This window comes from Streptomyces sp. NPDC002676 (assembly GCF_053592455.1).
The window spans coordinates 248,236-259,876 of sequence record NZ_JBSFVT010000006.1 but is presented as its reverse complement, the minus strand read 5'-3'; the positions used below and the strand labels follow the sequence as shown (position 1 = coordinate 259,876).

Below are 11,641 nucleotides of genomic sequence, written 5' to 3'. Positions count from 1 at the left end.
GCCTTCGTTCGGCGACCAACTCCCGGACAGCCGGGCGGCGGCAGAGCCAGAGGGTGTCCTCTTCGCGATGGAAGATCCACCGAAACGCTGTTGGCCCGCCTCGAACTGCACTCACGCCTCCGACTCGCCGGCGAGGAGCCGGGCCACAGCAGTGACGGCAGGGGGATTCCGTGATCCGTAAGCGTGAGGCGGTCGCCGTCGCGGCTGCGGCGTTACTGTCAGGCCTGGCCGTGGCCCCGGCGCAGGCAGTGACCTCGAACTCGGTGACACCGGCCGCGTGCTCGGTCATCAACATCGGGCTGCCCGGGAACATCACCATCAACAACGAGTACGTCGGCCAGGTCGAGCAGCAGTACGACAACTGTCACAACGTCCGTGTCCACTGGCAGTGGTCCTCTGGATACCGCGCCAAACACCCTTCGGCCCAGGTCCTCGCCGGGCCCTTCGGCTGGAACGGCACGGTGGGCTGGGGCCTTTGGCAGTACGCGAACCAGAGCCAGGACTACTACTCCCCGTGGACGTACATCTACACCAACGGAGAGAACACGTGGCGCGCCCGCGCAGAAGTCGCGGCAGACAACGGCGTCTACTGCGCCCCGGGCCTCGGTGATTGGCACAGGTACTCCGACGGTGCCGAGTTCGGCTCAGCACAGCCCGCGATCTGCTGATCGTAACTCACACACCTACCTCGCGAGAGAGCTTCTGACTGACCTGTGGGCGAGGCGGGGCTCACAACTTCTTCGTTCGGGACGAACAGGTCGTGCCAGATGCGTGCCGGGTGGTGCAGGGAGTCACGGGGAACACCAGGAAACCAACAGGCCCGCGCACCAGCGTCGACAGCCTTGAGAGCTTCAGTTGGATGCCCGGTGCGGCTGTCGCTCCTCGTCGTTCAATGAGTTGCTGATCTCCCGCAGGCGCCCTTCGGGCAGCGCGAAGGCGTTGCGAGGGTTTCGGCAGGAGTGCCCGCCGTCGTTGATCCAGACGCCGTCGGCCAACCTCCAGTGTGCAGGCTCCCATTGGCCCTGGTTCTCCAGGAGCATCCTCGCTACTTCGACGGGCTCTTCGATGACGGTGAGAGCGGCAAGCGCGGCAGTGAGGGGTGCCGCCGCGTCGTCGGGCAGCCACGCATCACCGAGCGTCGGGAAGAGCAGCAGGAGTCGGGCGTCGATATCGCCAACGCCCTCGGCCGCCGGCTGTCGGGCAGCCGACAACAGTTCCGGCCAGGCCGTGCCGGGCCCCATGAAATGGCCGTCGTCCACAGCGAGGGTTTCCGCTGCGGGCCAAGTCGGGTGATGTATCAGGTAGTCCACCCCTCGGTCACCGTCGAAGTTGCGGTAGACGACGTAGACGGTGTGGCCAGAACGCAGAGGCACACTGAACACCGGCCACTCATGGTCGGCGTAGAGCACGCGGCACAGCTCCATGGCCGCGTCCCAGTCGGCACCGAACGCGGCTCGTTGTGCGTCCTGACCGCGCAAACAGGCACCGAGGTGCACTGGCCAGAACAAGGGGTCGTCCAGATAGGCGCTCCCCGCGACCAGAGGGCCGCCTTCGTATCCCGGGATCTGCAGCACCCGAGGATCATGGCATGAGGCGCGGACACTCCTGCTCTGTGCCTTCGACCGGATGCGCATGCGGCACCGCACCACAACCGCACCAGAACGAGAGGGGAACCGGGAAACAGCGGGGAGCCATGGTGAAAGCAGCCGGGCGCGACCAGGTCTCATCACGGCCGTTCGCCCAAGTCAGCGCGCGAACCTGCTCTGCCGCGTGCTTTGCATCCCAGTGCTTCACGTGGCGCCACCGATCACGGTCGTACCCGACGTGCCCTTGCCGGGGGGAAACCAAAGCCCAGAGTGTGTTCCAACACGTACGGACTTCCAGGCGAAGCAGGGTCCGCGCCACGGTAGCCGCGTGCGCGCTGTCCCGTCCCCTCAGCACCAGCAGCGCCGCCCCACCCCTCCTGAGGCAGGCAAGGCTGATCAGCCCATGGTGGAGGAAGCGATCGAAGCGCGTCATCCGGGCCGGGGGTAGGGAACGTGGACCGAACTCCTAAAGCGGTGGTCCCCTTCGCTGTCAGGCGGTGCGCCTACTCGAGAGTCGGAGCGGCTGCCACCAACATGCTGCTGATCGAGCCGGTGTCGGAGGCGGCTCTGGTGGGGTCGACGCTGGATTCCTCCGCGACCGTCGTGGCCCAGCAATCCCCCCACGTTGCTGCCCAGCCGCCGGCCAGATCGCTGTCCGCATCGAGATCCTCGGGCCTGCCCGTGATCCCGTAGGCATCGAGAAGTTTTCGCTCCACTCCGAACGGCTCGCCCAAGGCGAGCTCCGGGGACTCACTGATCCAACGCCTCAGGATCCGTCCGCGTTCGGCGATCAGCCACGCCTCCCCGTCGTTCTGCTCACTGTGGAAGAAGAGTTGAGCTTTGCCGAAGCGAGCGCTCACATCTCGGCACAGGTCGGTGACGTGCGCCGTCCGCTGTGTATAGGCCAGGCCGAAGTACGGTCCGACGACCAGGGTCCACCCTCGCATGGGCGGAGTAACCACAACGGTGGTGAACGGCTCCTCCTCGTCGTGCGCCACCTCGTCGATGAGTTCCACGCCGTCGGCCCAGCTCGTCTCCCGTACCTCCGTCAAGCCGAGGGCCTTCACCACCGCTGCCTGATCGACGGTCTCGACCGCGAGCCATGAAAGCCAACAGGCGCGTATGAGTGGTGCAGAACCGAAGCCCCCCATGACCTGCATCGTAGCGGGGTGGGCCGGGGCCGTCCCTGGGCCGTCCGAGGCCGCTCAACACCGGCCGACGGTGACCAATGACGACCCCTCAAGCAACTATCCTCGCCCTGGCTCCCATGAGCACGTCCCGCGTCCTCACAAGCGACGCGGCGGATGTCGAGGTCGTCATCGCGCCGTCCGAGACCTCAAACTGGAGGGCTGACGTCTTCAGGACTCGCCGCAGGCGTCACGTAGGCGCTGAAGGTTTGCCTCGTGCTCGTCAATCCACTCAGGCGTTGCTTGGAGTCCCAAGGCCACAGTCAACCTGTCGGGGTCGTGGACCGAGATGGAGAGCCAGCCGTCTTCGTGTGGGTGAAAGTACAGCTCCAGCCCTCGGCTTCCTTGTGGCCAGCTGGCGTCTTCACCAGCACTGAGGCGTCTCAGTGCTTCCTCCCACTCGTCGAGGTGATCAAGCCAGATGCTGGTCTCCAAGCGGGCGTTCACGAAATCCGTAGTTATCAGGCACTCGGCTCGAACCTGGGCGCGTCGGGCTTCGTGGCCCTCAACCGCACGCAGGACGAGGGAGACGTCTCGTCCGTCAGACAGATGTATCAAGTCAACGGGGACCCACTCGTCCATCCCACTCCCCTTTGTCGATTGTGTATCCAGAGCTTGCGTGCACGATACGGGCAGAGTCCGACAAGGATGACGTGGACAGCGTGGGCGATCCTGCCTCTGCCTCCCCAGAGCCGAACTGACGGGGCCGCTTGTGGGCCGCCGAGGCTGACCAACGCTGACAGGCGTCGACATCTGTCAAGTGGGAGTCGGTCGGCTGACACCACCGGCTGACACCAACAGATGCGGACAGTGCCGGCCAATGCCGAATGGCAACGGAGACCGGCTGGTTGGCCAACGTTGCCGACCGGCGCCCCATGGCTCGCCCCAGTCATTGAAACTCCGCAGCCCGGAGGGTGCGTGGATCAGCTTCTGACTACGCGGGAGGGGCGTAAGGGTTCCCGTCGGACGCCAGTGGGCCACCCCACTGCACCCCCGACGGCGGGGCAGGAGCCCAGTCCGGGCCGCGGTGATCCACCCACCACCTACCGATGGTGTGGAACTTCTCCTCGAAGCTGCGATCCCCGCTGAGGAACCCGGTGATCGGCGCCCGCAGGCGGGTACGGCGGCCGCACGCCTCGTAGATCATGACGGTCCGGCTTCCGAAGAGAGGCTCGATCTGGATGGCTTGGACGTTCGACCACGGGATGGTCCTGCGGCGGAGGTTGCGCACGATGGCCGCCGACGGCGTGAGAGTGACCCCGAAGGGCGGCGAGGCGATCAGCGCCACGGGCAACAGGACACCCCACACGAGCAGTGAGACAAGTACAGGACCAAACGGTCCCCCGTCCAACCAGAGCAAGACCTGGAAGACCATCACGACGATGGCGGGCAGCGCAGACAGCAGGCGCTGGCGGCGCGTCAACCGGTAACGGATGCTCTCCGGCGACATAGCCTCGACCTGCGATTGCTCCATCGATCCCCGCCCCTCACACAACGCAGTCAGCGTCGGCTGTCACCGCCAAGGCAGCATGGCGGACCAGGGGCGCGCTGTCCATCTGTCTGCCCCTGGAAGCCGAGCAAGCGCTCTGGAGAACTCGTCTGGCCACTTGCTGTGGCCGTGGATCTTGAGACTGACGAAACCGACGCCTGCACCAAGAGAAACTTCACGGCCTGATGCGCTGTGCCTGGGAACAACGGCGAGCCGCCTGCCTTCGCGCAGGTCAACATTGCGCCAGGTGAGCACGGATCCGCATACGCAGTCTTCCAAACCAGCTACGCGGGTTCGATTCCCGTCGCCCGCTCCACATGACTCAGGGCCAGGTCAGAGGATCAATCCTCCGCCTGGCCTTGATCTTTTCCGGGGCTCGATCAGTCCGCCGTGTCCCTCGCGTGCCCCTCGGGGTGCCGCAGCTTCAGGTGGCGTGGAGAGGGCTTCGCTCGTCGGCCGCGAGGTGAACGAGAGCAGGAACAGGGGACGGACTTTCCAGGCTTCCCGGTCACGGAACCACCATCGGTGGTTAAGCAGGTCCCGGAACAGGTCGTGCAGGGCTCTTCTGCGACAATGAGGGCGGATCGATTCGACAAGGCTTCGACTCCTTCGAATCGGACGGGGCCGCGCCCGGCGTCGACGGGTGCGGCCTAAATTTCACTGCTCCGCGTTCCTGCCCCAACGGGCCACGGTCGCACGGGAGATGCCGGTGAGTTCGGCAACGTGGCGATAGGGGCCGCCTGCCGCGACAGCCTCCAGGATCAGGGGGCGAAGGTGGGTGTCCAGCCGTTCCAACTCGGCCGCGAGGCGGACACGCTCTTCGTCTGGCTCTACGAGCTGTCGTACGGCCTTGGCCCGAGCGCCTTCAGGGGGGCTTGCAGAGGTGTCCGATGCAGGGGCTTGGACAGTACGGGGCGGTCGCTGAACAGCCTTGGGCCGTTGTCTGAGGAGACTGGCTGCACCACTTCCAGAAGAACTGGTCCCCGATACTCTGCTGACTCCTGCTTGCCCAACACGCTAGTGTCCAGCCATGTCCAGCGATGCGCCCGATCCCTTCAAGGAAGTCATGACGCGGGAGTCTCTTGCCGCCATGATCTACAGCCTCTGCGACGACTTTCACCGACGGGGCGAGGAGTGGGAGAACCGCACCGTAGAGGACTACCTCGGTGCGCTCGCCGCGTGGATCAGGGATTCGCCCGGCTCGTACCGGTACCTCGGCGAAGAGATGCCACCGGAAGGCGACTGGACGTTTTTTGCGCGGGCGCTCAGCGCGGCCGTCGTCTACGAGTAGCCGAAGGGCCATCATCGGTGCTGCAAGCCAGGGCAAGCAGCGCTTGTCAAGAAGGCCTGCGGCGGCTGACATCAACGGCTGACAGCAACAAGCGCGAACAGCGACGAGCAAGGCCGGACCTCAGTGGACGATCGACCTAGGCGCCGGGCCGGTTGGTCGACGTCGACAGTTGCCCGTGATCGACCTGGTAAGGATGAGGCCACAGGCCTGAGACCCGGCGCCCCGAAGGCCTACGGGCCGCGATCTCTCGCCCCGTGGCAACTCCAGCCCAAAGCTGCTTAACCGACCTGTGGTCAGCGGCAGGGCTCAGATCAGCGCATTGGTGGCCATCCACGCCGGGCGCCCAGCCGTTCCACCCGCTCGAACAGGTCCTCAGGCACGTCCACGCTCTTCTCCCGAGCAGTCTCAATGCGGTGCCTGACATGCCCGAGGATGTCGTCCAACTCCTCATCGCTGAGTGCGGCAAAGCCCGTCAGCTGTTCCCACAGACGGGCCTTCCGCGCGTCCCCCAAGTTGATCACCAGATCGAGCATAGGCGGCTCAGAGGTCGGACGCGATGGGCTCGGAAGGCCGCGGTGTCCTTGGAAGCGTCGAACCGTCGTGCCCCATGCGTGCCCGATCGACTGGTGCTGAGCGGGGAGCCACGGGGAACCGGAGCGAAACAGCCGCTCTCCCGCAGGTCAGCAGCCTCGCAGGCCAGCCGGAATCCGCGTACGAGATCTTCCAAACCGGGTACCTTTGAGCGGCGCTCGGTCGCCGAATCGGGGCGACGACGTGAACAGCGAGCACTCGGGCGTCACATGCGAGCAGCGCCTCTAGCGCCCTTCGGGCGTCCCGCTGCCCGCGTCTTCTCCGTAACGTTGCGGTTGCGGCGCTGGATGGCGCGCAGTTCCATATGCGCGCCCCACGCCTCCGTCCGGTCGTCGGCCCAGCCGATGATGTGGCCGTTGACGGATGCGGCGGCGGTGAGCACGTCCGCGCGGTGCCGCTCCGGCCCCGCAGCGTCGTAGGGGCATTCGATCAAGTTCAGGTCCGTACCGCGCAGGACTTCTCCGTTTCGAGCACGCAAGGTACGGAGCTTTGGCGGCCACATCCAGGACGATCCGGCTCAGGCCATGAAGCTCAGTCGAACCTGACGGTTGGCATTGTCCTTATTGGTGTCCGCCAACCTCCGCTAAGACAACCCCGACCCTACCGATAGGCCGTCGCCGCCACCCTCCGCACCGCTTTGCGCTCGTCGAGCTCCATCGCCCCCGGGGCGCGCATCATTAAAGGGAAGGGAGACCATCGACGAGGAGTGGCGATGAAGTTGTCGTTCCTTGAACCCCTCTACACGGAGCCGGGCCCGTTCGCCTCCGTGTACCTGGACACCTCCCGAAACGTCGAGCATCCCGAGCGGGCGATCGCGCTGCGCTGGCGACGGCTGCGCGAGAGTCTGTCCCGTCAGGGCTCGGACCGGGCGCTGCTGAACGTACTGGAGGAGGCGGTCGGCGCCGACACAGAGGTGCCGGGGGTGCACGGTCAGGTCATCTTCGCCGCCCACGGCGCGCTCGTCCTGGATGGGGAGCTTCCCAGGCCGCCCGAGCACGACTCCGCGCGCTACAGCACCCTGCCGGACGCGATGCCCCTGGTCACCCAGCACCTTCCGGAGATCCCCTACATGGCCGTAGTCGTCCACTACGGCGGCCTTCCGACCGCCGAGACCCACGGCTGGGTAACTCTGGAGGCGGAGACCGGCACCTGGCCCACGTCCACCGTCACCCCGGGTGAGCGGCTGCACCGCAGGGTCGCGGTGGCGACCTGGCACCACGCCTCCCTCCGGCTCGGTCACCGGTTGGACGAACGGGCGCGGCGCGCCCATGCCGACGCCGTCGTGGTGGGCGGGGACGAGTGGGCGTGCAACGTACTGATCCGCCGCCTGCCGCACACCCTGCGGGACAAGGTCGTACGCGTGGGCGGCCGGACTCCCACCGACACCGGACGCGCCCTGTTGGAGCCGCAGCTCGACGGCGTCTTCCGCGGCCGCATGGCCGCGCACGACCGGGAACTCGTGGACGCCTTCATCGGCCGGCGTGCTCTGGACGGACCCATGACGGAAGGGCTGGCCGCCACCGTCGCGGCCCTCCAACGTGGCCAGGTCGCGGCACTGCTGCTGAACCGACCGCCAGAGTCTTCGCTGCGGCTCTGGGCGGGCTCCCAGCCCACTCAGCTCGCCCTGACCGAGGCGGAGCTGATGTCCTTCGGCGTGCGGGCCCCGCGCGAGGAACGCGCCGACGAGGCCCTCGTCCGGGCCCTCGTCGGCACCCGTGCCGAGCTGGTCGTCGTGCCGGAGAGCGAGCTGATGCTGTACGAGGGCGTGGGCGCCCTGCTGCGGTACACCGACCCGGGGACCCGGTCCTGACGCCGACGCGCTGCGCCTCCCGGATCACGGGGCGCCCCTCGCGCCTGACCGCCCCGAATCGCGCCGCGGGCGGGACATGCCGACACTGGGCGGGAGCGGGAGCGCGGCGCATGAGCGGCGGACAGGGCACATGGACAGGAGCAGGAGCGGCGTGGAGGAGACGGACGGCGCCGGCCACCTCGGCCGCGTACGGGATCCGCGTGTGCTCGGCGGGCGGCTCAAACCCTAAAACATGAGTAGTGCTCATGTTAGTCGCCCGATGGGATGATGGAAGCGTGAATCAAGACCGCACCGCTGGGACGCTGCGTCGGCTGCCGGTCCAGAAGCGCAGCGCCGAACGCTTCGAACGACTGCTGGACGCCTGCGCCGAACTCCTGGACGAGGTCGGCTATGCCGCGCTGACCACCAAAGAGGTTGCACGCAGAGCCGAGGTGCCCATCGGAACCCTCTACCAGTTCTTCTCCGACAGGGAGGGGCTGATCGGCGCGCTCGCCGCCCGCAATCTGGAGTCCTTCCTGGAGCGGGTCTCGGACCGGCTGGAGCACGAGGCGCCCGACGGCATCCCGGGCCTCGTGGATGTGACCGTCGACGAGTTCGTCGCCATGCGCCGGACGATCACCGGTTTCGGCGTGGTCGACTTCGGCGCGGCGGGACAGGACCACATCCTGGAGCCGGCCCTGGACAACAACACCGCGGTCGCCGGACGGCTGCGCTCACTGACCGCCTCCCTGACCGGTGTCCAGGACAACGCCGAACTCGAGATCGCTGTGCGGGTGGCCCTGGAGTGCGCGGACAGCGTGCTGAAACTGGCCTTCCGCACCGATCCGCAGGGCGACCCCCAGCTGATCGCCGAGTGCAAACGAGTCCTCAACGGCTATCTGAACGACCGGCTCCAATGACTGACAACCAGTTTGTGGTCCAGCGCCCGGCTGAGCTCTGACGGACGCTTTTGACCTTCCAGACCAATGCCGCGCCCAGTGCGGACATGGCCGCGGAGCAGAGGAACAGCGCGCTGTAGCCCCCCGACTGCCGAGCACGACCGCAGCGACTGGTCATGGCCGTCCCGGAGCCGGTAGTGCAGGTCGAGACCGAGGGAGCGGACACCGTCGGTGAAGGAGAGCGTGAGCAGGTCACCCTCGACTGCGTGCGAGCCGAACCCCACTCGAAGCCGCGGACACCGTCGTCGAACCGGACGGTCAGCGACGGCGCCCCGAAGCGCAGGCCGCCCTCGACCACGTACTCCTCACCCCCGGGGTCCTCGGTGGGCAGGTCGGTCGCGATCACGACGGCCTGCTCCAGGGTCAGCGGCCGACTCCGGTGCACGTGCCGGGGGACGTCGTCGGCGTCCAGCCGGAAGGCCTAAGAGGTGCCAGGAGTACTCAGGAGGGGCCGGCCGGGTCAGGAGAGCCGATCCGGCAGGCCCGGGCCCTGGACACCGCCTCACCGGTGCCTCAGTCGGCGTAGACGCCGACCTCGCGAAGTGAGTAGCCCCACTGGGTGCCGCGCTCCAGCCCCTTGATCCGTACGTAGCGCGCCTGAGTTCCGGCGAATCGTGCCGTGTCCAGGCCGCCGTCACCGGAGGCTGTGGACCACACCGTCTTCCAGTTCGTGCCGTCTTCCGACAGCTCGACGCGGTACGACTTCGCGTAGGCCGTCTCCCAGTCGAGGGTGACGCGCCCGACCGGCCTCGCGGATCCGAGATCGATCCGCAGCCACTGGTCGTCGTTCCACTCGCTGGCCCAGCGGGTGCCCGTGTCGCCGTCCACCGCCTTGCCGGGCGCGAAGCTGACGAACGGGTTCCACCACTCCGACGAGGACGCCGTGGCGGCTGCGCCCGAGGCAAGGTTCTCCCCGGCCTTGTGCCTCTCGGTGTTGCCCCAAGTGCGAAGGTAGGACTCGGCGCCGGAGAAGAGGTCGTCCACGACCCGCTGGCCGCCGACGATCCGGATGTCCTCGATCCAGTCGGGGACCATGCCGTAGTGCGCGGCGCCGTCGGTGTTGAAGTCCCATGTGCGGTCGCCGGTGGTCTGCTTGTCGATCACCGAGCCGCCGTCCGTGCTGCGGAAGGGGTACTTCACCGGGTTCGGGGTGTCCCCGCCCCGTGGGCCCGGCCAGCCTCCGACACCGTTCATGTCGGTGCCGTAGCCGTAGCCGACCTTGTACTTCTCGCGCAGCGCCTCCGTGCGTCTGGCCTCCGCGCTGAACGCCTCGGAGCCGCTCATGTACTGGGCGGCGAACCCGCCGAGCTTGTAGAGCCGTTCGGTCCAGCCCAGGTCCATCCAGCTGTGCGAGGAGATGACGCCCGGGTACGACTCGGACTCGAGGATGTCGAAGGCCTGATCCGCGGCCTTGACGCTCATGTGGTCGATCTCCAGCATCATGTGGCGTTTCATCATGCCGCGCACCGCGTACGCACCCAGGTCGGTCAGCCCGCGCGTGTTGCACTGCGCGCCCGAGGCGTACGAGGGGACGGCCACGCCCTTCGGGAGCTGCTTCTGCGCCTGCGGTGCCACCGCGTTGCCGATGGGGTTGTCGTGCTGCGGGCCCCGGCAGGTCTCCGTCTTCCAGAACGTGCCGGTCGACAGGAACTGGCCCACGTTGATGGCCGTACCGAGGGCGCCGGAGTCGAAGCGCACCCCGCACAGGGCGTTGTCGAACTTGTGACACAGGAACATGCTGCGCACGCCCAGCTTGTACAGCTCGTCCAGGCCCTGGTCGATGTCCTCCTTGCTGCACTGCGCGATGTCCAGGATCTGCTTGCAGCCGAACGGCTCCGAGGTCTCGACGCCCAGAACGACGGCCAACTTGCCCTGCTCGATGACCTCTCGGGCCTGCGCGCTGTCCGTCACGATCCGGAACCAGCCCTTGCCCGGACCGCCGTACATCTTGTCGATGAAGGCCTGCATGTCGTACGTCTTCTTCGCCTCGAGACGAATGGCGGTCATCTCGTCGCAGCTGCGGTCCTTGAAGAAGTAGACCGAGCAGATCACGCCGTTGGTGACCAGGTCGTTGACCAGCACCCGCTGGCCGCCGCGCCATGCCCGCTCGATCCAGGCGTAGTAGTTCTGCTGGTGGGTCAGCGAGTCGTGGGCGGGCCAGTCCTTGAACGTGGGCCAGCCGACCGGGTCGTGCCGGCCGTCGCCGCCCTTGGTGATGAAGTCGAAGATGGCGAGCGAGCCGTCGGGGTAGTGCTCGGGGCAGTCCTTGAGCGCGTCGGCGACGCCCTGCTCCGAGAACGGCTTGCCGCAGATCAGCCGGCCACCGAAGCCCTCGTTGGACATGATGTGGTCGTGGGCATCGATGAAGCCCCTGACGCGCCCCTGGGCGTCGGTGCCCTTGAAGGGCTCACCGGTGACGTTGATCTGCGAGTCGGGCGCGGGCCGCGCGGACGGATCCCACCAGTTGGACTCCGCCGCGGAGCTGGGCTTCGGACCGAGCACCAAGGCCATCACGGCGAGGAGCAGTGACGCCACCGTGAGGGATCTGAGTCTGCGGTGCTGAGGTTGAACCATGGTCATCGCATGGATCCTTTAATGTGAGCGGGGCTCATGTTCCGCTATACGTTAGAGACGCGAGCTCGCAACGCCAACCCCCTGACGGGGGCTATCGAAGATCGCTTCACCGGGGGCCCTCATGCCCGAGAAGGCGCGGGCGGCGAACGCGCCGGAAAGGCAGCCGGGCCGCCCC

The 11,641-nt window shown here is 67.1% G+C and carries 11 protein-coding genes; 4 read left to right on the top strand and 7 right to left on the bottom strand.

Annotated elements, in window-relative coordinates; translation table 11 throughout:
• Positions 1-170: 170 nt before the first annotated feature.
• Positions 171-668 carry a hypothetical protein gene (locus ACWD3E_RS19640; RefSeq protein WP_451388818.1) on the top strand — a complete coding sequence of 166 codons (498 nt, stop codon included), beginning with the start codon at positions 171-173 and terminating at the stop codon, positions 666-668.
• Between the two features lie 183 nt (positions 669-851).
• On the opposite strand, the gene ACWD3E_RS19635 is transcribed toward ACWD3E_RS19640, so the two are convergent.
• The 4 genes from ACWD3E_RS19635 to ACWD3E_RS19620 all read right to left on the bottom strand — a co-directional run bounded on the left by ACWD3E_RS19635 (position 852) and on the right by ACWD3E_RS19620 (position 4,247).
• On the bottom strand, positions 852-1,574 hold the full coding sequence (locus ACWD3E_RS19635) for a hypothetical protein (RefSeq protein WP_451388817.1): 723 nt from the start codon (positions 1,572-1,574) through the stop codon (positions 852-854).
• Between the two features lie 515 nt (positions 1,575-2,089).
• Complete coding sequence (locus tag ACWD3E_RS19630; RefSeq protein ID WP_451388816.1) at positions 2,090-2,737, bottom strand: hypothetical protein; 648 nt, start codon at positions 2,735-2,737, stop codon at positions 2,090-2,092.
• A 207-nt stretch (positions 2,738-2,944) separates the two neighbouring features.
• Positions 2,945-3,355: a DUF5959 family protein gene (locus ACWD3E_RS19625; RefSeq protein ID WP_451388815.1), complete on the bottom strand. Its 411-nt coding sequence runs from the start codon at positions 3,353-3,355 to the stop codon at positions 2,945-2,947.
• Positions 3,356-3,707: 352 nt separating this feature from the next.
• Positions 3,708-4,247, bottom strand: a complete 540-nt coding sequence (locus tag ACWD3E_RS19620) for a hypothetical protein (RefSeq protein ID WP_451388814.1) — start codon at positions 4,245-4,247, stop codon at positions 3,708-3,710.
• A gap of 1,045 nt (positions 4,248-5,292) precedes the next feature.
• Here ACWD3E_RS19620 and ACWD3E_RS19615 point away from each other — a divergent pair.
• Complete coding sequence (locus ACWD3E_RS19615; RefSeq protein WP_451388813.1) at positions 5,293-5,553, top strand: DUF7660 family protein; 261 nt, start codon at positions 5,293-5,295, stop codon at positions 5,551-5,553.
• 311 nt (positions 5,554-5,864) lie between these two features.
• Here the strand turns inward: ACWD3E_RS19615 and ACWD3E_RS19610 are convergent, their stop codons facing one another.
• Positions 5,865-6,086, bottom strand: a complete 222-nt coding sequence (locus tag ACWD3E_RS19610) for a hypothetical protein (RefSeq protein ID WP_451388812.1) — start codon at positions 6,084-6,086, stop codon at positions 5,865-5,867.
• 263 nt (positions 6,087-6,349) lie between these two features.
• Positions 6,350-6,622, bottom strand: a complete 273-nt coding sequence (locus ACWD3E_RS19605) for a hypothetical protein (RefSeq protein WP_451388811.1) — start codon at positions 6,620-6,622, stop codon at positions 6,350-6,352.
• Between the two features lie 234 nt (positions 6,623-6,856).
• On the opposite strand from ACWD3E_RS19605, the gene ACWD3E_RS19600 reads away from it, so the two are divergent.
• Both ACWD3E_RS19600 and ACWD3E_RS19595 read left to right on the top strand, forming a co-directional pair.
• Entirely contained in the window at positions 6,857-7,954 is a 1,098-nt protein-coding gene (locus ACWD3E_RS19600; protein WP_451388810.1) for a baeRF2 domain-containing protein, read from the top strand.
• A gap of 275 nt (positions 7,955-8,229) precedes the next feature.
• Positions 8,230-8,853, top strand: coding sequence for a TetR family transcriptional regulator (locus ACWD3E_RS19595; RefSeq protein ID WP_451388809.1), 624 nt, complete (start codon positions 8,230-8,232; stop codon positions 8,851-8,853).
• A gap of 552 nt (positions 8,854-9,405) precedes the next feature.
• On the opposite strand, the gene ACWD3E_RS19590 is transcribed toward ACWD3E_RS19595, so the two are convergent.
• Entirely contained in the window at positions 9,406-11,472 is a 2,067-nt protein-coding gene (locus tag ACWD3E_RS19590) for a discoidin domain-containing protein (protein ID WP_451388808.1), read from the bottom strand.
• Positions 11,473-11,641 lie beyond the last annotated feature (169 nt).